The 19,079-nt window shown below is 65.7% G+C and carries 23 protein-coding genes; 7 read left to right on the top strand and 16 right to left on the bottom strand.

The window, feature by feature from the left end; all coding sequences use genetic code 11:
• Positions 1 to 3: 3 nt before the first annotated feature.
• Positions 4 to 969, bottom strand: a complete 966-nt coding sequence (locus RAD16_RS02245; protein ID WP_458156251.1) for a Bug family tripartite tricarboxylate transporter substrate binding protein — start codon at positions 967 to 969, stop codon at positions 4 to 6.
• Positions 970 to 1,097: 128 nt separating this feature from the next.
• Here RAD16_RS02245 and RAD16_RS02240 point away from each other — a divergent pair, with 128 nt between their 5' ends.
• The 4 genes from RAD16_RS02240 (at position 1,098) to RAD16_RS02225 (ending at position 4,821) form a co-directional block, all read left to right on the top strand.
• A complete protein-coding gene (locus RAD16_RS02240) occupies positions 1,098 to 1,898 on the top strand; it encodes an IclR family transcriptional regulator (RefSeq protein WP_458156250.1) in 801 nt (266 codons plus the stop codon).
• Positions 1,899 to 2,166: 268 nt separating this feature from the next.
• Positions 2,167 to 3,462 carry an O-acetylhomoserine aminocarboxypropyltransferase gene (locus tag RAD16_RS02235; protein ID WP_458156249.1) on the top strand — a complete coding sequence of 432 codons (1,296 nt, stop codon included), beginning with the start codon at positions 2,167 to 2,169 and terminating at the stop codon, positions 3,460 to 3,462.
• Positions 3,463 to 3,466: 4 nt separating this feature from the next.
• Positions 3,467 to 4,249: an alpha/beta fold hydrolase gene (locus tag RAD16_RS02230; RefSeq protein WP_458156248.1), complete on the top strand. Its 783-nt coding sequence runs from the start codon at positions 3,467 to 3,469 to the stop codon at positions 4,247 to 4,249.
• 68 nt (positions 4,250 to 4,317) lie between these two features.
• Positions 4,318 to 4,821 (top strand): DUF6496 domain-containing protein, encoded by a 504-nt coding sequence (locus RAD16_RS02225; protein WP_458156247.1) that lies wholly within the window; start codon positions 4,318 to 4,320, stop codon positions 4,819 to 4,821.
• 14 nt (positions 4,822 to 4,835) lie between these two features.
• Here the strand turns inward: RAD16_RS02225 and RAD16_RS02220 are convergent, their stop codons facing one another.
• Both RAD16_RS02220 and RAD16_RS02215 read right to left on the bottom strand, forming a co-directional pair.
• Positions 4,836 to 5,789, bottom strand: a complete 954-nt coding sequence (locus tag RAD16_RS02220) for a sulfonate ABC transporter substrate-binding protein (protein WP_458156246.1) — start codon at positions 5,787 to 5,789, stop codon at positions 4,836 to 4,838.
• 22 nt (positions 5,790 to 5,811) lie between these two features.
• On the bottom strand, positions 5,812 to 6,033 hold the full coding sequence (locus RAD16_RS02215) for a hypothetical protein (protein WP_458156245.1): 222 nt from the start codon (positions 6,031 to 6,033) through the stop codon (positions 5,812 to 5,814).
• Here RAD16_RS02215 and RAD16_RS02210 point away from each other — a divergent pair.
• Together RAD16_RS02210 and RAD16_RS02205 are read left to right on the top strand one after the other, a co-directional pair.
• On the top strand, positions 6,032 to 6,187 hold the full coding sequence (locus RAD16_RS02210; RefSeq protein WP_458156244.1) for a hypothetical protein: 156 nt from the start codon (positions 6,032 to 6,034) through the stop codon (positions 6,185 to 6,187). The two genes, RAD16_RS02215 and RAD16_RS02210, sit on opposite strands and share 2 nt — an antisense overlap.
• A gap of 239 nt (positions 6,188 to 6,426) precedes the next feature.
• Positions 6,427 to 7,158: an SDR family NAD(P)-dependent oxidoreductase gene (locus RAD16_RS02205; protein ID WP_458156243.1), complete on the top strand. Its 732-nt coding sequence runs from the start codon at positions 6,427 to 6,429 to the stop codon at positions 7,156 to 7,158.
• 170 nt (positions 7,159 to 7,328) lie between these two features.
• Here the strand turns inward: RAD16_RS02205 and RAD16_RS02200 are convergent, their stop codons facing one another.
• From RAD16_RS02200 to phnG, 9 genes are read right to left on the bottom strand one after another with little or no spacing between them, the layout of a single operon-like run.
• On the bottom strand, positions 7,329 to 7,940 hold the full coding sequence (locus RAD16_RS02200; RefSeq protein ID WP_458156242.1) for a pyridoxamine 5'-phosphate oxidase family protein: 612 nt from the start codon (positions 7,938 to 7,940) through the stop codon (positions 7,329 to 7,331).
• 25 nt (positions 7,941 to 7,965) lie between these two features.
• Positions 7,966 to 8,562: a phosphonate metabolism protein/1,5-bisphosphokinase (PRPP-forming) PhnN gene (gene phnN, locus RAD16_RS02195; RefSeq protein WP_458156241.1), complete on the bottom strand. Its 597-nt coding sequence runs from the start codon at positions 8,560 to 8,562 to the stop codon at positions 7,966 to 7,968.
• On the bottom strand, positions 8,559 to 9,716 hold the full coding sequence (locus RAD16_RS02190; RefSeq protein WP_458156240.1) for an alpha-D-ribose 1-methylphosphonate 5-triphosphate diphosphatase: 1,158 nt from the start codon (positions 9,714 to 9,716) through the stop codon (positions 8,559 to 8,561). The genes phnN and RAD16_RS02190 overlap by 4 nt, the downstream gene beginning before the upstream one ends.
• Before the next feature lie 12 nt (positions 9,717 to 9,728).
• Positions 9,729 to 10,427, bottom strand: coding sequence for a phosphonate C-P lyase system protein PhnL (phnL, locus tag RAD16_RS02185; RefSeq protein ID WP_458156239.1), 699 nt, complete (start codon positions 10,425 to 10,427; stop codon positions 9,729 to 9,731).
• Positions 10,428 to 10,435: 8 nt separating this feature from the next.
• On the bottom strand, positions 10,436 to 11,233 hold the full coding sequence (gene phnK, locus RAD16_RS02180; RefSeq protein WP_458156238.1) for a phosphonate C-P lyase system protein PhnK: 798 nt from the start codon (positions 11,231 to 11,233) through the stop codon (positions 10,436 to 10,438).
• Positions 11,226 to 12,116: an alpha-D-ribose 1-methylphosphonate 5-phosphate C-P-lyase PhnJ gene (locus RAD16_RS02175; RefSeq protein ID WP_458156237.1), complete on the bottom strand. Its 891-nt coding sequence runs from the start codon at positions 12,114 to 12,116 to the stop codon at positions 11,226 to 11,228. Before RAD16_RS02175 ends, phnK begins: the two co-directional genes overlap by 8 nt.
• Positions 12,113 to 13,216 carry a carbon-phosphorus lyase complex subunit PhnI gene (locus RAD16_RS02170; RefSeq protein WP_458156236.1) on the bottom strand — a complete coding sequence of 368 codons (1,104 nt, stop codon included), beginning with the start codon at positions 13,214 to 13,216 and terminating at the stop codon, positions 12,113 to 12,115. The genes RAD16_RS02175 and RAD16_RS02170 overlap by 4 nt, the downstream gene beginning before the upstream one ends.
• A gap of 3 nt (positions 13,217 to 13,219) precedes the next feature.
• The gene (phnH, locus tag RAD16_RS02165; protein ID WP_458156235.1) at positions 13,220 to 13,828 is read right to left on the bottom strand and encodes a phosphonate C-P lyase system protein PhnH; all 609 of its coding nucleotides are present in this window, start codon (positions 13,826 to 13,828) and stop codon (positions 13,220 to 13,222) included.
• Positions 13,829 to 13,832: 4 nt separating this feature from the next.
• Positions 13,833 to 14,297 (bottom strand): phosphonate C-P lyase system protein PhnG, encoded by a 465-nt coding sequence (phnG, locus tag RAD16_RS02160; RefSeq protein ID WP_458156234.1) that lies wholly within the window; start codon positions 14,295 to 14,297, stop codon positions 13,833 to 13,835.
• A gap of 118 nt (positions 14,298 to 14,415) precedes the next feature.
• On the opposite strand from phnG, the gene phnF reads away from it, so the two are divergent.
• On the top strand, positions 14,416 to 15,144 hold the full coding sequence (gene phnF / locus RAD16_RS02155) for a phosphonate metabolism transcriptional regulator PhnF (protein WP_458156233.1): 729 nt from the start codon (positions 14,416 to 14,418) through the stop codon (positions 15,142 to 15,144).
• Positions 15,145 to 15,305: 161 nt separating this feature from the next.
• On the opposite strand, the gene phnE (RAD16_RS02150) is transcribed toward phnF, so the two are convergent.
• The 4 genes from phnE (RAD16_RS02150) to phnC all read right to left on the bottom strand — a co-directional run bounded on the left by phnE (RAD16_RS02150) (position 15,306) and on the right by phnC (position 18,918).
• Positions 15,306 to 16,121, bottom strand: a complete 816-nt coding sequence (phnE, locus tag RAD16_RS02150) for a phosphonate ABC transporter, permease protein PhnE (protein WP_458156424.1) — start codon at positions 16,119 to 16,121, stop codon at positions 15,306 to 15,308.
• A 26-nt stretch (positions 16,122 to 16,147) separates the two neighbouring features.
• Positions 16,148 to 17,032 (bottom strand): phosphonate ABC transporter, permease protein PhnE, encoded by an 885-nt coding sequence (gene phnE, locus RAD16_RS02145; RefSeq protein ID WP_458156232.1) that lies wholly within the window; start codon positions 17,030 to 17,032, stop codon positions 16,148 to 16,150.
• 77 nt (positions 17,033 to 17,109) lie between these two features.
• Complete coding sequence (gene phnD, locus RAD16_RS02140; protein WP_458156231.1) at positions 17,110 to 18,045, bottom strand: phosphonate ABC transporter substrate-binding protein; 936 nt, start codon at positions 18,043 to 18,045, stop codon at positions 17,110 to 17,112.
• Between the two features lie 63 nt (positions 18,046 to 18,108).
• Complete coding sequence (phnC, locus tag RAD16_RS02135) at positions 18,109 to 18,918, bottom strand: phosphonate ABC transporter ATP-binding protein (RefSeq protein ID WP_458156230.1); 810 nt, start codon at positions 18,916 to 18,918, stop codon at positions 18,109 to 18,111.
• Between the last annotated feature and the right edge of the window lie 161 nt (positions 18,919 to 19,079).

The following is a 19,079-nucleotide window of genomic DNA, read 5'->3' as shown; positions in this document are numbered from 1 at the left end:
CGATCAGTCAGCCTTGATGTTGGCCTTGCGCACGACCGGAATCCACTTGGCGTCCTCGCGCTCAAGATAGGCCTTGAACTCGTCCGGCGTCATCGGCGTCGCTTCGCCGCCGAGCTTCTCGAACTTGTCGACTACGGCCGGGTCCTTCAGGATCGCGACCAGCGTCTCGTGCAGCTTATCCACGATCGGCGCCGGCGTGCCGGCGGGGGCGAACAGGCCGGTAAAGGTCTGGCCGTCGAAATCCTTATAGCCGAGCTCGGCGAAGGTCGGGACATCGGGCAGCGACTTGAGGCGATGCGGGCTGGTGACCGCAAGCGCGCGGAACAGGCCGGCCTTGATGTGCTGGAGGCTGACGGTGAGCTGGTCGAACGCGAACTGCACCTGGCCGCCGAGCAGATCGTTGATCGCCGGCGCGTTGCCGCGGTAATGCGCGGTGACCCATTGCAGGTCGAGGTTCGACTGCATCAGCTCACTGAGCAGATGGTTGGTGGTGCCGGGACCGGGCGAAGCCATCGTCAGCTTGCCGGGCTCGCGCTTGGCGAGGTCGATGAATTCCTTGAAGGTGTTGGCCTGCACCGACGGATGCACCTCGAGCACCAGCGGCGTCATCGACACCGTCGAGATCGGCAAAAAGTCCTTCTTCCAGTTATAGGCTTCGCGCTTGTTGATCTCGGTCGCGAACAGCACCGGGCCGTTGGCGCCGACGAACAGCGTGTAGCCGTCGGGGGCCGATTTCGCGAACGCCTCGCCCGCGATCATGCCGCCGGCACCGGCCTTGTTCTCGATGATGAAGGGCTGGCCGAGCTTTTCCTGGAGCTTGTCGGCGATGATGCGCGCGGCGCTGTCGACATTGCCACCGGCCGGATAGGGCACGATCAGCTTGACACTGCGGGCCGGCCATTGCTGGGCCGAAGCAGGCCCTGCCAGCATCGCAATGACGGCTGCTATGGCAATCGCGATTAATCTCATGTTAACCTCCCGGCGGCGCTTCCAATTCACTTCGAACGCCTTGACGGTGCGCAGGGCGCTCGACCGCCGCGCAATCTCCAGATGAGCGCTTTACCTGTCGAGTGAATTATGGCGTTCTTGTCCACATTATGGACAGAGCAAATTCCAGAAGATCCGCCCGGAGCGCGCTGGAACCGCGACAAGGTGCACAGGCGATCCGGCGCGCGCTCTCGGTGCTGCGCATTCTTGCCGCAGGTCGCGAAGACGGTGTGCCATTGGCCGAGGTCGTACGAGCGACCGGCCTGACCCGTCCGACCGTGCATCGCATCGTCCATGTGCTGATCGAGGAAGGCATCGTCGAACGGCACGGCAAAAGCGGCCGCTACGCGATCGGCAACCAGGTGCCGGAGCTTGCGCTCGCACGCCCGCGGCCTTCGCGACTGCTGGTCGCCGCGAACCCGTCGCTGCAGCGCGCCTCCACCGAGATCGGCGACACGTTGTTCCTGACGGTGCGGACCGGCAACGACACGCTGTGCGTCGATCGCAGGATCGGCGTCTACCCGATCCAGGTGCTGTCGATCGAAATCGGCGCGCGCCGGCCACTCGGCGTCTCCAGCGCGGGCGTCGCCATCCTCGCCGCGATGCCGGCGCCGGACGCGCGAAAAATCGTCGCAGCCAACGAGAAGCGGTTTGAAGCCTACCAGACCGACGCCGCGAGCGTGCTGGGCCAGGTCGCCGCGGCGCGCAAGCGCGGTTATTATATGAGAGAGATCGGCCTGGTGCAGGGCACGAAATCGATCTCGACCTGGATCAAGACGCCGGACGGGCAGCCGGCCGCGGCCATGACCGTCTCCGCCGTTCGGACGAGGCTCGGCCCCCGCCGCGAACAGGAGGTTGCGGAGATCCTGCTGCGGGAAGCGCGCGTCATCGAGCAGGCCATTCGCGGGTAGCTTCGGGTGAAGCCCAGGCGGCGCCGCTTCGCCTCTCCCCGCGTGCGGGGAGAGGCCGACGCGCGAAGCGCGGCGGGTGAGGGGGACTCTCCACGAGTCCAACTCTCACCGTCCCAGCGGAGACTCCCCCTCACCCCAACCCTCTCCCCGCACGCGGGGAGAGGGAGCACACCGCCACAGCGGGGTACAGCGGCTCTGTCAATGGGCTGACTTGTCCTGCCGTTTTGTGGCACAAGAGCCGCCTCGCGACCGACCAACGAGGCCACGCATGCCCGCGCCGAAACCGCCTGCCTTCGAAACCCTGAGCCTGCATGCGGGCCAGCATCCGGATCCCGCGACCGGCGCCCGCGCGGTGCCGATCTACCAGACCACGTCCTACGTGTTCCAGGATTCCGACCACGCCGCCGCGCTGTTCAATCTGGAGCGCGCCGGCCACATCTATACCCGCATCTCCAACCCGACCACCGGCGTCCTGGAGGAACGGCTCGCGGCACTGGAAGGCGGCGTCGGCGCGATCTGCACGGCGAGCGGCCAGGCGGCGATGCATCTGGCCATCGCCACGCTGCTCAATGCCGGCGATCATATCGTGGCGTCGAGCTCGCTCTATGGCGGCACCATCAATCTGCTGGCACATACGCTGCCGCGCTTCGGCATCACCACGACCTTCGTGAAGCCGCGCGATCTCGACGCGTTCCGCGCGGCGATCAAGCCGAACACCAGGCTGGTGATCGGCGAGACCATCGGCAATCCAGGGCTCGAGGTGCTCGACATTCCCAAGGTCGCGGCGATCGCCCATGAGGCAAAAATCCCGCTGCTGATCGACAACACCTTTGCCACGCCCTATCTCAGCCGCCCGATCGAGCTCGGGGCCGACATCGTGATGCATTCGGCGACCAAATGGATCGGCGGCCATGGCATCGCGATCGGCGGCGCGATCGTGGACGGCGGCCGCTTCGACTGGCGCGGCTCCGGAAAATTCGGCGTGCTGACCGAGCCCTATGGCGGCTATCACGGCATCGTCTTCGACGAGCAGTTCGGCACGGCGGCCTTCATCATGCGCGCGCGCACCGAGGGCCTGCGCGATTTCGGCGCCTGCCTGTCGCCGACCAACGCGTTCCAACTCTTGCAGGGCGTGGAGACGCTCGGCGTGCGCATGGACCGTCACATGCAGAACACGCACCTGGTGCTGGAGGCGCTGAAGGCCAACAAGGCGGTCGACTGGGTGCTGCATCCCTCGCTCGAGGACCACACGGACTATCAGCTCGCAAAGCAGTTGCTACCGCGCGGTGCCGGCTCGATCGTCTCCTTCGGCATCAAGGGCGGACGCCCCGCGGGCCGCAAGTTCATCGAGTCGCTGCGCATGATCAGCCATCTCGCCAATGTCGGCGATGCCAAGACGCTGGTGATCCATCCCGCCTCGACCACGCATCAGCAGATGGACGCCGAACAGCTCAAGGCTGCCGGTATCGGCGAGGAGCTGGTGCGGCTGTCGGTCGGCATCGAGACCGCGTCCGACATCATCGACGACCTCAACCAAGCGCTGCGCATCTCGCAGAAGGTCTGACACCATGAAACTTTCCGTCAACGGTGCCGAGGTGTTTGCCGCAACCGGCGGCCGCGCGTTCGACAAGTCCCTGCCGGCGGTCGTCTTCATCCACGGCGCGGGTTTCGATCATTCGACCTGGGCGCTGCATACGCGCTGGTTCGCCCATCATGGCTTCGGCGTGCTGGCGCCCGACATGCCCGGCCACGGCCGCTCGGCCGGCCCCTCGCTGGGAAGCATCGCCGAGATGGCGGACTGGACGGCGGCGCTGCTCGATGCCGCCGGCGCCACGAAGGCGCATCTGATCGGCCATTCGATGGGATCGCTGATCTCGCTCGAGACCGCCGCGCGCCACCCCGACAAGGTGTCCGCGCTGAGCCTGATCGGCACCGCCGCGACCATGACGGTCGGGCCGGATCTGCTCAAGGCTGCCGAAGCCAATTCCCAGGATGCCAACGACATGGTGTCGATCTGGGGCCTCGGCTTCAATGCCGAGCTCGGCGGCAGCCTTGCGCCCGGCCTCTGGATGCATGGCGGCGCGCAGGCCGTGCTGAAGGCGTGCGAGCCGGGCGTGCTGTTCAGGGATCTGTCGGCCTGCAATGCTTACGCGAATGCGCTCCAGGCTGCCGCGACCGTGAAGGTGCCGACGACGCTCATCCTCGGCGAGCGGGACATGATGACGCCGGCGAAGGCCGGCAAGGCACTTGCGGCGGCGATCCCGAATGCAAAGACCGTCGTGGTGCCGGGCGCCGGCCACATGATCATGGCCGAGCGGCCGGATGAGCTGCTCGCCGCATTGAGGGCCTGATAGGATCAATCTTTGCGCCAGCGCGTTACGGTCGGACATCCCTGTCATTCCAAGAGGGAACCCGACGCATGCCAAGACAAGACATCATCCGCAAAGCCAAGCAGGACAAGCGCGCCGGCAAATCGCCGAGCACGCAGGCCGGCGAATTCGTCAAGGACGAGATCGACAAGATCAGGAAAGGCAAGCACGGCGCGCGTTCGACGAAGCAAGCCATTGCCATCGGCCTGTCCGAGGCGCGGCGTGCCGGTGTCGATCTGCCGCCGCCACGCAAAGGAAAAACCAAGAAGTCGACGCGTCGCAGCGCCAAATATGCCTATGAGGTTGGCCAGGGCGAACGTGCTCCGAAGCGCCGGCCGCGCGTGTCGCGCGCCGTCGAAGACGTGCTGAAGAAAGAACCGCGTTCGACCGCATCGCGGAGCGCGCTGTCGAAGCAAGGCAAGCGCGCCGCAAGCCGCCGGACCGCCGCCTCGCGTTCGGCTGCCGCACGGAAGGCGAGCCACACCAAAGGTGCCAAGGTCCGCTCCGCCGCCGCAATGAAGGCGGCGCGCACCCGGGCGCGCCGCAAAGGTTGACCAGGTACGCTGCTTCAGGAGCCCGGCGTCCATTTCCAGACGATGTCGGACACATTGACCGGCTTCGGGATCAGGCCGAGCTTGGCAAAGCGGTCGGCCACGGCCTGCTGGGTCTTGATCACCTCGGCGTCGAGCGGAACCACGCTATAGCTGGAGCGGTTCACGAAGCGCCTGACGGCTTCGACGTCCACGCCGGTCGCCTCGGACTGCGCCTTCGCGACCTCCTCGTGATGTGAATTCGCCCAGGTGCCTTCGGACGCAAAGGTCGTGTTGAGCCTGGCGACCAGTGACGGATATTTTTCGACGAAATCCGTGTTGGCGATGTAATAGGCGTTCGGCTTGTGCACGTCCTTGTCGAACACGAGGACGCGCGCGTTCTCCCTCAGTTCGGCCAGCGCGAGATACGGATCCCAGATCGACCAGGCATCGACCGACCCTTTGACGAAGGCGGCGGTCGCATCCGCGGGCGCGAGCGGCGCCGGCGTGATGTCGGACCAGGACAGGCCGGCCTTTTCGAGCGCGGCCACCAGCAGATTGTGCGCGCTCGATCCCTTGCCGAAGGCGACGCGCTTGCCCTTGAGATCCGCCAGCGACTTGATCGGCGAATCCTTCGGCACAATGATGGCCTGGGTGTTGCCGTCCGATTTCACCGCGGCGGCATAGCGGATCTTCGCACCACCGGCCTGCGCAAAGATCGGCGGGGCATCGCCGACATAGCCGAAGTCGACACTGCCGACATTGATCGCCTCCAGCAGCGGCGGGCCGAACTGGAAATCGATCCATTTGATCTCGATACCAAGTGGCTTGAAGGCGTTTTCGAGCGTCTGGCGTTGACGCACCGCCGGGAAAAAGCCGCCCTTCTGGGTGCCGATGCGGATTTCCGCCGGCTTGTCCTCGGCGCGCGCGGGCGTGCCAAGCGTGGTTGCGAGCAGCAGCGCGGCGGTCAGGATATGTCGTCGTGCAATCATGTTGCGGTCCTTTGCGTCAGGTTCAGTTGGCGAAAAGAGATGCGTTCGTGCGGCGGCTCCGCTCGGCCAGCACGGCGCGCGCGGCGCGTTCGGCCTCGCGCGCCGAACGGAACTGGCGGCCTTCGAGACTGTCGAACAGGCGCTCGGAGGAGAAGAAGCGGAAGCCGCGCTCATCTCTTGTGATGATGCCGGCAGCGCGGTCCTGGATCTCGATGATGTAGGCGTTCGATTGGGATTGGGACATGACTGCTCGTCCGCCGAAGCTCGGCGTTCCTGTCTTGAAAATGACGGTGTGGGTGCTGCTAGGGGGCGATCAGCAACAACAACAGGCGCCCGTTGCCGCCGAGAAACAGCGCCGCGTCATGCACGCATGCATGTCGTCGAGATTGCGCTGGTGATCGGTTCTCATGATGCGGCTTCAGGTCCAAAGGAGCAGTTTCGATGTTGCGAATATCGAGCGATTGCCGCGATTGGTCAATGAAATGGCTATCCATATTTGGCAATGGCACGCCGCCTCGGTTCTCCCGCCGCAAGCACTGACAGCCGGATTCATCTCGCGATGAGTTCAACGCGCCCACGCGGCCGGCATGATAGGCTTCCCGCAGCCACGAAGCCGATGATGTTGGGAGGTCCTGATATGGCGGATGATCTGAAGGGGCGCACGGCGCTCGTCACCGGCGGCTCGCGCGGGATCGGGGCGGCCGTCTGCCGCGCGCTGGCTGAGGCCGGCGCGTCCGTGGCGATCAATTGCCGGGAGCAGATCGGACAGGCCGAGCAACTGGCGGGCGAGATCGTCAAGCCAGGCGGCCGCGCCATCGTCGTTGCCGCCGATGTCTCGCAGCGCGAAGCCGTGACTGACATGGTCGAGCGCGTCACCGCCGGGCTCGGGCCGATCGACATCCTCGTCAACAATGCCGGCATCGCCATCACGCGCGGCATCGACGATCTCACCGAAGACGATTTCGACCGCACGATTCTGGTCAATCTGAAATCCGTCTTCCTGTGCACGCAGGCGGTGCTGCCGTCGATGCGCGCGCGGAAATGGGGCCGCATCGTCAACATCTCCTCGGGTGCGGCGCGCGGTGCCGGCTCGATCGGGCCGCACTACAATGCATCCAAAGCGGGCATGGAGGGACTGACGCGCGGTTATGCGGCGCGGCTGGTCAAGGAAGGCATCACCGTCAACGCGGTCGCGCCGTCGCTGATCGAGACCGACATGATGAGCGGCCAACCGCAACTCGTCAGCCGCATCCCGCTCGGCCGCTTCGGCACCGCGGACGAGGTGGCGAAAGCCGTGATGCTGCTGGTCGACAATGCGTATATGACCGGGCAGACGGTGGCGCTGAGCGGCGGGATGGCGTTTAATTAGAGCGAGATGCCCCTTCACCTCGCCCCGCTTGCGGGGAGAGGTCGGATTGCATCGAAGATGCGATCCGGGTGAGGGGGTACAGGCCTATCGACGATCTCGTACGCAGAGAGAGCCCCTCACCCCGCCCTCTCCCCGCAAGAGCGGGGCGAGGGAGACGAGAGAGCATGGGCTTACCACATCGTCGCCGCCGCCCGCTCCGGCCAGATGCGGTCATACTCCGCGCCGCCGACCTTGTTCTGGCTCATCTCGGCGAGGATCTGGCCGGGTGTCGGCAGCGTCCTGGGATCGATGCGCTTGTCGGGATTCCAGAGGTCGGAGCGGACGATGGCGCGGGCGCACTGGAAGTAAATCTCTTCCACATCCATCACCATGACGCTGCGCGGCGCCTTGCCCTCGACCTTGAACGAGTCGAGCAAGCCCGGATCGACCGAGAGATGCGCGCGGCCGTTGGCACGGACGGCGTTGCCGGAGCCGGGAATCAGGAACATCAGCGACACCCTGGGGTCGCGCACGACGTTGCGGAGGGAATCGACCCGGTTGTTGCCGCGGCGATCCGGCAGCATCAGCGTCTTGGGGTCGTGGATGCGGACAAAGCCGGGGAGATCGCCGCGCGGCGAGCAATCGATGCCTTCGGGCCCGATGGTGGCGAGCGCGGCAAAAGGCGCCTTCTCGATGAAGATCCGGTAGAGCGGCGTGACGTGGTCGGCGACTTTCACGGTCGAGGCGTCGTTGGTGGCGCCGTAGATGGCCTCGAGCTGTTCGACCGTTTCGATCACCGACATTCCGTTCTCCTTATTGTGCCGGCAACTATTCTTGCCAGCATTCATTCCTGATCACGCGCACGAGCTGGCGGCTGTGATAGTCCGCGCTTCCTGCATTTAGGATGGTGACATCGGCATTGGCCGACGCATCGTCGACGCTGCGCGAGAGCCGTTCCGCGAGATTGCCGTCGCTGTGCCGGGCGCGCGCGGCAAGCCGCTGCGCCAGCACGTCAGGCGGGGCCGTGATCGCGACCACGACGACGTTTGCATAAGTTTGTCGCAGCGCGCCGAGCACGGTGCGCGAGACATTCGCGACGACCGCGCGCCCGGCGCGGATATCGTCGTTGATGTCGAGCGGCAGGGCATAGGAATGCCCGTGTGCCTCCCAATGCACGGCGAAATCGCCGTGCTCCTGCGCGCGGTCGAACTCGTCCTGGCTCACCGCGATGTTGTCCTCGTCGGCGGAGGAGGCGCGTGTCACGACACGGCGCGGAAAGACGACATCCTGGTCGTCGGCGCAGGCCGCCTGCGCGAGGCGCAGCAGCGTGTCCTTGCCGGCGCCGCTGGGACCGACCACGAGCACGAGCCGCCCGGGTCCGATCCCGCCCGCCGTGCTCTGTGCCATGGTCTCGGTCTCGCTCATGCGACGCGGTGTCCTTCGCGCCAGACGCTGCGGACCACCGGAACGCTGCCGGCGACGTGCACGCGGATCAGATCGGCGCGCTTGCCGGTCGCGACTTCGCCGCGGTCGGTGAGGCCGACCGCCTCGGCAGGCGCCTTGGTCACGGTCTGAACCGCGGCCGGAAGGCTGATCGCCGGCACGTGCTCGGGCAATTGCAGCGCCGCCATCAACAGGCTCGACGGGATGTAGTCCGACGACAGAATGTCGAGCAGGCCTTCGCGGGCGAGATCGACCGCGGCGATGTTGCCGGAGTGTGAGCCGCCGCGCACCACGTTCGGCGCGCCCATCAGGATGTCGATGCCGGCCTGGTGCAGACCGCGCGCGGCCTCCAGCGTGGTCGGGAATTCCGCCACCGACACGCGATCGCGCACGGCGTCCGTGACGTTCTCCTCGGTGGTGTCGTCGTGGCTCGCGAGCGGGATCTTGTACTGATGCGCCAGCGCCACGATCTCGCGCATGTTGGTCGCGGCATATTTCTTCTGGTACTCGAAGCGCTTTGCGAACAGCTCGTCGAGCTCGGCATCGGTCTTGCCGCCGCCCTTGCCGCGATAATAGTCGCGCAGCTTGACCTCGTCGCGGAACTGGCGCTGGCCGGGCGTGTGGTCCATCAGCGACATCAGCTTGACGTCGGGACGGTCGATCAGCTCCTTGGCCTCCTCGACCACGCTCGGCATCGGGATCTCGCAGCGCAGGTGCAGGAAGTGGTCGGCGCGCAGCAGGCTGGCCTCGCGCGCGGTGGTGATCGCAGCGGCGAGCACACCGGCGCGGCCATCGACTTCCTCGGCGCCGTCCTCGCGCCAGACCCGGAGCGAGTCGAACACGGTGGTGATGCCCGAGGTCGCGAGCTGGCCGTCATAGGAGATGACGGCGGCAACCGGATTCCAGAACACTTTTGGGCGCGGCACGTAATGCGCTTCGAGATGGTCGGTGTGGAGCTCGATCAGGCCGGGCATGACGAGATCGCCGCCGGCATCCTCGGCGCCCGCAGGCGCTTTGCCCTCGCCGATCTCGGCGATGCGTCCGTCGGCAAGAGCGAGCCAGCCCTGCTCGATCACCCGGTCGGCCAGCACGATCCTGGCGTTGGCGATCAATGATTCCTTCGGCTTGGCGTTCATTTCCCTCGTCCTTCAGGCGGCAGCGGCAAAACTGGTGACGTCAACGATACGGTCGGCAATCAAATGGCGGATTTCGTCGTCATGGACAATGGCGACCATCGCGACGCCCCGGCGCTTCTTCTCGGCGACCAGCTCGACCACGACGGCGCGGTTGGCGGCATCGAGCGAGGCGGTCGGCTCGTCCAGCAGCAGGATCGGCAGATCCGAGATGAAGCCGCGCGCGATGTTGACGCGCTGCTGCTCACCGCCGGAGAAGGTCGCGGGCGGAAGCTGCCAGAGCCTTTCAGGGATGTTGAGCCGGTGCAGCAGCTCACCGGCGCGCGCCTGCGTATCGGCCCGGCTCATGCCGTTGACGATCAGCGGCTCGGCGACGACGTCGATGGTCGCAACGCGAGGCACGGCCCGCAGGAACTGGCTGACATAGCCGATGGTGGAGCGGCGGATGTTGAGCAGCTGCCGCGGCTCGGCGGTGGCGAGATCGACCACGGCGCCGCGATGGCGGATGCCGATACGGCCGGAATCGCAGCGGTAGTTGCCGAAGATCATCTTCAGGATCGACGACTTTCCGGCGCCCGACGGCCCCGACAGCACGACGCATTCGCCGGGATCGACGTGAAACGTCACGCCGCTGACGACAGGCAATTCAACGCTGCCCTGCAGATGCATCGTGAAGGTCTTCTTGGCGTCGGCAATTTCGATCATGGCGGTCATCGGAGAGCTCATGGCGGCAAAATCGAGGAGACGAGGAGTTGCGTGTAAGGCTCGCGGGGATCGTCGAGCACCTGGTCGGTGAGACCGGTCTCGATGACGCGGCCGCCCTTCATCACCATCACGCGGTGCGACAACAGGCGCGCGACCGCGAGGTCGTGGGTGACGATGATGACGGCGAGATGCAGCTCGGCGACGAGGCTGCGGACGAGATCGAGCAGGCGCGCCTGCACGGAGACGTCGAGGCCGCCGGTCGGCTCGTCCATGAACACCAGCCGCGGCTCGGTGACGAGGTTGCGCGCGATCTGAAGGCGCTGACGCATGCCACCGGAATAGGTGCGCGGCGCATCGTCGATGCGGGCGATGTCGATCTCGACACGGGTCAGCCAGTCCGAGGCGGTATCGCGAATGCGGCCGTAGTGATTCCAGCCCACCGCCATCAGCCGCTCGCCGACATTGGCGCCGGCCGAGACCGCCATGCGCAGGCCCTGCGCGGGATCCTGATGAACGTAGCCCCAGTCGGTGCGGAACAGGAAGCGCCGCTCGGCTTCACCCAAGGTCGTGAGATCGCGGGTGATCCCGTCGCGCATGCGATACGACACCTGCCCGGCGCTCGGCGTGAGCTGGCCCGACAGCATCTGCAGCAGCGTCGATTTGCCCGAGCCTGATTCGCCGACGATCGCCAGCACCTCGCCCGGATAGAGCGAGAACGAGACGTCGCGACAGGCGGCGATGCGGCCATAGGACTTGCTGAGGGACTCCGCGACCAGCAGCGGCTGGTCGTTCTCAAGATTATCGAGTTCAGCCATGTGAGCCCGCCTTCTCCTTGTACGGCGCGGCGCTGAGTGCGCCGTGATGGCCCGCAGCCTGGCGGCTCTCGCAATAATCGGTATCCGAGCAGACGAACATGCGGCCGCCCTTGTCGTCGGTGACGATCTCGTCGAGATAGGAGTTCTCGGCGCCGCACAGCGCGCAGGGCGCGTTGAAGCGGTACGGCTCGAACGGATGGTCCTCGAAATCGAGCGAGACCACCTGCGTATAAGGCGGGATCGCATAGATGCGCTTCTCGCGGCCGGCGCCGAACAGTTGCAGCGCCGGGCAATTGTCCATCTTGGGATTGTCGAACTTCGGCGTCGGCGACGGGTCCATCACGTAACGCGCGTTCACCTTCACCGGATAGGCGTAGGCGGTCGCGATGTGGCCGAAGCGGGCGATGTCCTCGTAGAGCTTGACATGCATCAGGCCGTATTCGGCGAGCGCATGCATGCGCCGCGTCTCGGTCTCACGCGGCTCGAGGAAACGCAGCGGCTCGGGGATCGGCACCTGGTAGACCAGCACCTGGTTCGCATGCAGCGACGTCTCCGGGATACGGTGACGGGTCTGGATCACGGTCGCCTCGTCCGTCGCCGTCGTCGTGGCGACGCCCGCGGTCTTTGCGAAGAACTTTCGGATCGAGATCGCGTTCGTGGTGTCGTCAGAGCCCTGGTCGATCACCTTGAGCACGTCCTGCGGCCCGAGGATCGCCGCGGTCACCTGCACGCCACCGGTGCCCCAGCCATAGGGCATCGGCATTTCGCGGCTGGCGAACGGCACCTGATAGCCGGGGATCGCGATCGCTTTCAGGATCGCGCGGCGGATCATCCGCTTGGTCTGCTCGTCGAGATAGGCGAAGTTGTAGGCGGGCGCGTTCATTCCGCGGCCTCCTTCATGGCATCGGGCGCATTGGCCTCGGCAAACTCCTTGCGCAGCTTGCGGAGCAGGCCGAGCTCGGACTGGAAGTCGACATAGTGCGGCAGCTTCAGATGCTCGACGAAGCCGGTCGCCTGGACGTTGTCCGAATGCGACATCACGAATTCTTCATCTTGCGCGGGGGCCACGGCCTCTTCGCCGAGCTCGCGGGCACGCAGCGCGCGATCGACCAGCGCCATCGACATGGTCTTGCGCTCGCTCTGGCCGAAGGCAAGGCCATAGCCACGGGTGAAGCACGGCGCCTCGGTGGCCGACCCCTTGAACTGGTTGACCATCTGGCACTCGGTCAGCTCGATCGAGCCGAGCGGCACGGCGAAGCCGACGTCCTCGGCGAAGAATTCGACCTCGACCTCGCCGAAGCGGATCTCACCGACGAAGGGATGGTTGCGGCCGTAGCCGCGCTGGGTGGAGTAGCCCATCGCGAGCAGAAAGCCTTCGTCGCCGCGCGCGAGATTTTGCAGGCGCAGGTCGCGATCGGCCGGGAAGTTCAGCGGCTCGCGGGTGAGATCTCCCACGCTGGCGCCATCTTCCGCCTGCGGCGAGGATTCGATCAGCCCGTCGCGGCCGAGAATGTCGGTGACACGCGGCGTCGCCGCGGTGGACGCCTCAGACGTCGCCGGCGCGTCCGGCACGAAGCCTTCAGCGAGCGACGGATCGAGCAGGCGATGCGTGTAGTCGAAGGTCGGCCCGAGGATCTGGCCGCCGGGAATGTCCTTGAAGGTCGCGGACACCCGCCGCTGCACGCGCATCGCGCCAGTGTTGACCGGCTCGCTCGTGCCGAAGCGCGGCAGCGTGGCACGGAAGGCGCGGACCAGGAAGATCGCCTCGATCAAATCGCCGCGCGCCTGCTTGATCGCCAGCGCCGCGAGCTCGCGGTCATAGAGCGAACCTTCGCTCATGACGCGGTCGACGGCGAGCCCAAGTTGCTCCGAGATCTGATCGAGGGTGACTTCCGCAACGCTCTGGTCGCCGCGCCGCGCATTGGCGAGCAGACGATGGGCGTTCTCGATGGCGCGTTCGCCGCCTTTGACTGCGACATACATGCTTCAGCTTCCCTTGCTCACGACGCGCGTGGTGCGGGGGATCGCGACCACGGCATCATCGGCGACCAGCACCACGTCGATGCCGCGCGGAAACAGCGCCTCGTTCACGCGCAGGCGCTCGAACAGGTCGAACGGCTTGATCGAGGCATGCAGCGTCGCAACGCCATCGATGCCGGGGCCGCGCAGCTCGAAGCTACGCCCTGCGTCCAGGCTCTCGACCTGAATGATCACCGTGGTCGAACGATCCGGATATTCGTTGGTGCCGAGCGCGAAACGCTCCAGCACCGGCAGCAGGGCGCCATCGCTGATCAGCGCGAAGGCCGCGATCGCGGAATCCTGCACGACCGGCGCGCCGGTGTGGAACTTGAGCCATTTCACCACGTCGGTGCTTTCGGCCAATCTCGCGTCGAGCCAGAGCGGCGTGTCGTGGTCGAATAGCGTCAGCGCGATCGCGGCGGTGCCGCGCATCATCGTATCAGCCGTTCCCGCCATCGGCACGATGCGCTGGACCGAGCCCGGTCGCGCCATCGCGTCCATGACGGAGCGAAAGGTCGATTGCGCCGACAGCACCTTGTCGGCGAACCCCGGCGGCAGTTCCGCAATCGTGGTCATGATCTCACCCCTCACCGCGCACCATGGTGTAGAAATCAACCTTCGTCGCCGCAGTCTCGGCCGCCGCCTGCTCGCGCTCGGCCAGAAGCTGCTCGCGCAACGGCGCGATCACGTCCCGCTCGACGGCCGCGCCAAAATCCCGTGACTGAACCAGCGCATCGCACAGCGCGATCAGCCGCGCCTTCTCACCATCGCGCCCGAGCGTGTAGCCGAAGCCGACCTCGCCGCTCGCGAGCCGCACCGCGGCGCGCGACACCGTCGCCTCGCCGAGATTGAAGGGCGCACCGTCGCCGCCGACCCGGCCGCGCAGCATGACGAGGCCGTTCTCCGGCGCGCGCAGATCCTGATGGGGTGGAAGCGCGAAGTTGCGGAGGCGAGCGGCGATCTCGCCCGCCTCCGCATGCGCCAGCACGGCCATTACGGCCTGGCGCTGGGCTTGCTGGTTGTTGTGCTGGGTCACCAAATCCACCGAGCTTTTGACAGAACTTGCCGAATTCAAGTTGTCTATGATACTAGACAACTTGATACGCAAGCGCCATGACTGTTTCGTGACAAAGGTGTGATTTCTGGAGTAGGTTGCCCGCGACATGAGCATGCAGGACACCGCCTCCTCGGGCGTCGCGCTGTGGCGCCTCGTTGCCGACGGTATCGAGCGCGGCATTGCCGACGGCCGCTTTGCGGCCGGCGATAAATTGCCGGGCGAGATGGAGATCGCCGAAACCTACCGGGTGAACCGCCATACGGTGCGGCGCGCGCTGGCGGCGCTTGCCGAGCGCGGCATCGTGCGCGCCGAGCGCGGTAGCGGAACCTATGTCGAGGCACAGAAGCTCGCCTATCCCCTGCGATCGCGCACACGCTTCTCCGAGATCGTCGGCGCCGACGGCCGCGAGCCGCATGGCCGCATGCTCGAGGCATCGGCAGATGTCGCGACCCGCGAGCTGGCACGGGAACTGGGTTTGAAGACAGGCGCACCGCTGGTGCGGATTGAGGCGATCAGGCTTGCTGATCGCACGCCGATCTGCGTCTCCACCACCTGGCTGTCAGCGGAACTGTTTCCGGGCGCCGGCAAGGTGTTCGCCGCAACGCGCTCGATGACGAAGCTGCTCGAACATTACGGCGTGCGCGACTATCGCCGCGGCGCCACAAGGATCACCGCCGGCATCGTCGATGCGACCGATGCCGCGCGACTCGATCTTCCGCTGGGACGGCCGATCCTGGTGGTCGATGCGACGGACCATGATGTCGACGGCAAGCCGCTGGTGACGAAGCATTCGCGGTTTGCGGCAGAGCGAGTGGAGTTTTTGGTGGAGTCGTAGGGTGGGCTGCCTCTTCCCCCTCGCCCCGTTCTTACGGGGAGAGGGTCGGGGTGAGGGGCTGCTTCCGCGATCACGGTGAGAGACGGCCTCGCGGAGAGTTCCCCTCACCCGCCGCGCTTCGCGCGTCGGCCTCTCCCCGCAAGCGGGGCGAGGCGAAGAACTCAGGCCACAGCCCGCCTGCCAATAATCGCAAATCGCAGCTTGCCCGAGATGAAATCGATCGCGGCAACCGCAACCAGGATCATCAGGATCAGGAACGACACTTTCTGCCATTCCAGCACGCGGATCTGCTCGGCGAGCTGGAGGCCGATGCCGCCGGCACCGACGATGCCGATGATGGTGGCCGAGCGAGTGTTGGATTCGATGAAATAGAGTACCTGGCCCGCGATCACGGGCAGCACCTGAGGCAACAGGCCGAAGCGGATCTCGTGCAGCGGGCTGCCGCCGGAGGCGCGAATGCCTTCGACCTGCTTCTGGTCGGCGCCCTCGATCGCCTCCGAGAACAGCTTTCCGAACGCGCCGAAATCCGACACCGCGATGGCGAGCACGCCCGCGAACGGGCCAAGCCCGACCACGTTGATCCAGACCAGCGCCCAGATCAGCGTGTCGACGCCGCGGATCGAGTCCAGGAAGCGTCGCACGGGAAAGCGCAGGATCTGCGAGGGGATGACGTTGCGCGCGGCGAGCAGGCTGACCGGCAGCGCGAACACCGCCGCCAGCGTCGTGCCAAGCAGCGCGATCGACAGCGTCTCGCCCAGCGCCTTCAGATAGACCGGCAGCGAAGAGCCGGGATCCGGCGGGATCATCATCACACTGATCCAGCCGAGCTGGCTGAGGCCTGCGAAGAAACGCGACGGCGAGAAGTCGAGATCGACGAGGCCATAGACCAGGATCGCGAAGGCCGCGACGATCATCGCCGGCATCGCCAGCCGCGACGAGGCCGGCCGGTCGAACACGCCGGGGTAACGCGCACGCATCTGCGCGGTGTCGACCTCCTGCGGCGTCACGTCCGCGCCTCCTTGCCGAACAGGCGACCGCGCAGCCAGCCGGTGGTGATGTCGATGATGAAGACGGTGATGATGATGGTGAGCAGGATCGCGCTGACGTCGGAGTAGTAGAATTTGCGGATGGCGACGACCAGCTCCTGGCCGATGCCGCCGGCGCCGACAAAGCCCATCACCGAGGCTTCGCGGACGTTAATCTCGAAGCGCAGCAGCGCGTAACTGGCATAACCCGCCGTGACTTGCGGCAGAATCGCAAAGCGCATGCAGGAGAGCCAGCTTGCACCGGTCGAACGGATACCCTCGACCGGCTTCATGTCGGCGTTCTCGACGATCTCCGAGAACAGCTTTCCGAGCGCGCCGGTAGAGTGGATGGCAATGGCCAGCACGCCTGCCATCGGGCCGAGCCCGAAGGCGATGACGAAGACCAGCGCAAAGACGATGCCCGGCACGGTGCGCGCGAATTCGAGCAGGCGCCGCACCACGAAGCGCACCCATGGTGACGGCGACGTATTCTCAGCGGCGAAGAAGTTCAGGCCAAACGCGAAGGTCGCGCCGATCAGCGTGCCGACATAGGAGATCAGCAGCGTCTCGCCCAGCATCCTCAGCCATTTTTTCCAGCCCCAGAGCCATTCGCCGACATCGGTCCAGACCCGCTGGCCGCTGTCGAGCGTGAGGATGCGGTCGAAATAGCTGACGAAGTTGCCGAAATAGGTGAACAGCGTGCGGAGATTCACTTCGGCGCCGATGCCGGCGAGGACCAGCGCGGCGGCAAACACCACGAATCCCAGCAGCAGGCGCAGCCGCTTGCGCGCGACCACCTGGCGATAGGCGGCGTTCAACGCGGCCAGTTGCTGCTCGGGGAGGATCGAAACCGCGACGGTCATCTGGTCAGGACAAGTGGCCGGTCAAAGAGAAAGAGCCGGGTCCATCGACCCGGCTCGAGTAGCGTCGTCCCGAAAACTCAGGACGCCTTCTTCTTACGCAGTGCGTCGACGAACTTGATCAGCTCGATCGTGCCATCCCAATCCTTGGTGGTGGCGGGATGAAAACCCTTCTTCTGGCCGTCCGACAGGCGGTCGAACGCGGCCTTGTCCTTGGCCGGCGCGTCGAAGAACGCCTTGGCGATCGCGGCCTTGGCGTCTTCCGGCAGGTCGGCATTGTAGGCATAGGGGCCGTTGATGATCGGCGCCGACTTGTGGATGATGCGGAAGTCGTCCTTCTTCATCGCCGAGCCGTCGGCGTTCTTCAGCATGTTCTTGGTCAGCATCTGCGCCAGCGTGGAATCGTCGTCGCTGGTCCACTGGTTGGCGGCGACGTCGACCGTGCCCTGCGACAGCGCCAGGATCGCGTTCTCGTGGCTGCCGGTGAAGACGACCTTGCTGAAATAGGTGTCGGCATCCGGGATGCCCATCTTGTCGAGTTCGAAGCGCGGCACGTTGTTGCCGGAGGTCGAATTCGGATCGACGAGGCCGAGGTTCTTGCCCTTGAGGTCGTCGACCTTCTTGTAGGGGCTGTTCGCCTTGACGAAGAACACCGAGTAGTAGCCGGTCGAGCCGTCGGCGTTGATGTCGTTGGCGAAGGCGTCGGTCTTGACGCCGGTCAGGCGGGCGCGCGCGAACGAGGCCGAGCCGTAGCTGGCGATGTGGATGTTGCCGGCGCGCTGGCCTTCGATGACGGCAGCATAGTCGTTGGCGATGCGTAGCGTGACCTTCACGCCGAGCTGCTTCGAGAGGTATTCCACGAACGGCGTCCAGCGCTCGGTGACGCCGGAGGCGTTCTCGGCCGGCACGACCGCGAAGGTCAGCTCGGGATATTTAGCCTTCCAGTCGTCCGCGAGAGCCGAGGTCGTGAAAGCGAGCGCGGCAGCGCCGGCAAGGATGAGTCTGCGAGTGATCATGATACCCTCTTGATCGGTTGGGATCGGTTGACGCGAAATTGGCAACAAAGCAGGTGGCGCGGCTTAAGCCGCCGCGGCCGTTCCAAGCGCCGGAACGCCCTCGGGCGCCGGGACAGGTGTGCCGCCCATGACGTCGGCGGCTTCGAGATCGTAGAGCTCGCGGGCGACGTGATCGGTCAGCGCCGACGGTGCGCCGTCGAACACGACGCGGCCCGCCGCCATGCCGATCAGGCGATCGCAATAGGTGCGGGCCAGGTCGAGCGAATGCAGATTGCAGAGCACGGTGATGCCGAAATGCTTGTTGATGCGCAAAAGCGCATCCATCACGATCTTGGTATTGCGCGGATCGAGCGAAGCGATCGGCTCGTCGGCAAGGATGATATCGGGCTGCTGCACCAGAGCGCGGGCAATCGCGACGCGCTGCTGCTGGCCGCCGGAGAGCTGATCGGCGCGCTGGGCGGCGAGCGAAGCGATGTCGAACTGCTCGAGCGCGGACATGGCCAGCGCCTTGTCCTGCTCAGGCCAGATCTGCGAGAGTGAACGCCAGGCCGGAATGGTCGCGAGGCGCCCCATCAGGACGTTGGTGAGAACGTCGAGGCGGCCGACCAGGTTGAACTGCTGGAAGATCATCGCCGAACGGGCCCGCCACCGCCGCAGCTCCTTGCCGCGCAGCGCGGTCACGTCGATGCCGTCGAACAGGATGCGTCCCTTGGTCGGCGTCACCAGACGGTTGATGGTCCGGAGCAAGGTCGACTTGCCGGCACCGGACCGTCCGATCACACCGACGAACCCGCCGGGGGAGATTTGAAACGAAGCGTCGTCCACCGCGGCTTTTGCGCCGAAGCGGCACGTCAGACCTTCAACCACCAGCATGCAGGGCTCCAGAGAGTAGCTGGAGCCCACCGCTAACGCCGGCGCTTGACACTTGTGTGACACACGCGTTGCAGTGCGGCGATCCTACACACCTCGTCCCCTGTCATCGCCGCGTCATGACATTGTCATCAAGCAACTCGAAGAGGAGTGCCCGCCCTCGA

Source organism: Bradyrhizobium sp. 18BD (genome assembly GCF_054185225.1).
Note: the sequence above shows the minus strand (reverse complement) of the source record. Positions and strands in the feature narration are given on the sequence as shown.

Bases quoted from the DNA above. Each gene is read 5' to 3' on its own strand.
- RAD16_RS02245 (WP_458156251.1), bottom strand. From the start codon at position 969: ATGAGATTAATCGCGATTGCCATAGCAGCCGTCATTGCGATGCTGGCA.
- RAD16_RS02240 (WP_458156250.1), top strand. From the start codon at position 1,098: ATGGACAGAGCAAATTCCAGAAGATCCGCCCGGAGCGCGCTGGAACCG.
- RAD16_RS02235 (WP_458156249.1), top strand. From the start codon at position 2,167: ATGCCCGCGCCGAAACCGCCTGCCTTCGAAACCCTGAGCCTGCATGCG.
- RAD16_RS02230 (WP_458156248.1), top strand. From the start codon at position 3,467: ATGAAACTTTCCGTCAACGGTGCCGAGGTGTTTGCCGCAACCGGCGGC.
- RAD16_RS02225 (WP_458156247.1), top strand. From the start codon at position 4,318: ATGCCAAGACAAGACATCATCCGCAAAGCCAAGCAGGACAAGCGCGCC.
- RAD16_RS02220 (WP_458156246.1), bottom strand. From the start codon at position 5,789: ATGATTGCACGACGACATATCCTGACCGCCGCGCTGCTGCTCGCAACC.
- RAD16_RS02210 (WP_458156244.1), top strand. From the start codon at position 6,032: ATGACTGCTCGTCCGCCGAAGCTCGGCGTTCCTGTCTTGAAAATGACG.
- RAD16_RS02215 (WP_458156245.1), bottom strand. From the start codon at position 6,033: ATGTCCCAATCCCAATCGAACGCCTACATCATCGAGATCCAGGACCGC.
- RAD16_RS02205 (WP_458156243.1), top strand. From the start codon at position 6,427: ATGGCGGATGATCTGAAGGGGCGCACGGCGCTCGTCACCGGCGGCTCG.
- RAD16_RS02200 (WP_458156242.1), bottom strand. From the start codon at position 7,940: ATGTCGGTGATCGAAACGGTCGAACAGCTCGAGGCCATCTACGGCGCC.
- phnN (WP_458156241.1), bottom strand. From the start codon at position 8,562: ATGAGCGAGACCGAGACCATGGCACAGAGCACGGCGGGCGGGATCGGA.
- RAD16_RS02190 (WP_458156240.1), bottom strand. From the start codon at position 9,716: ATGAACGCCAAGCCGAAGGAATCATTGATCGCCAACGCCAGGATCGTG.
- phnL (WP_458156239.1), bottom strand. From the start codon at position 10,427: ATGACCGCCATGATCGAAATTGCCGACGCCAAGAAGACCTTCACGATG.
- phnK (WP_458156238.1), bottom strand. From the start codon at position 11,233: ATGGCTGAACTCGATAATCTTGAGAACGACCAGCCGCTGCTGGTCGCG.
- RAD16_RS02175 (WP_458156237.1), bottom strand. From the start codon at position 12,116: ATGAACGCGCCCGCCTACAACTTCGCCTATCTCGACGAGCAGACCAAG.
- RAD16_RS02170 (WP_458156236.1), bottom strand. From the start codon at position 13,216: ATGTATGTCGCAGTCAAAGGCGGCGAACGCGCCATCGAGAACGCCCAT.
- phnH (WP_458156235.1), bottom strand. From the start codon at position 13,828: ATGACCACGATTGCGGAACTGCCGCCGGGGTTCGCCGACAAGGTGCTG.
- phnF (WP_458156233.1), top strand. From the start codon at position 14,416: ATGAGCATGCAGGACACCGCCTCCTCGGGCGTCGCGCTGTGGCGCCTC.
- phnE (WP_458156424.1), bottom strand. From the start codon at position 16,121: ATGCGTGCGCGTTACCCCGGCGTGTTCGACCGGCCGGCCTCGTCGCGG.
- phnE (WP_458156232.1), bottom strand. From the start codon at position 17,032: ATGACCGTCGCGGTTTCGATCCTCCCCGAGCAGCAACTGGCCGCGTTG.
- phnD (WP_458156231.1), bottom strand. From the start codon at position 18,045: ATGATCACTCGCAGACTCATCCTTGCCGGCGCTGCCGCGCTCGCTTTC.
- phnC (WP_458156230.1), bottom strand. From the start codon at position 18,918: ATGCTGGTGGTTGAAGGTCTGACGTGCCGCTTCGGCGCAAAAGCCGCG.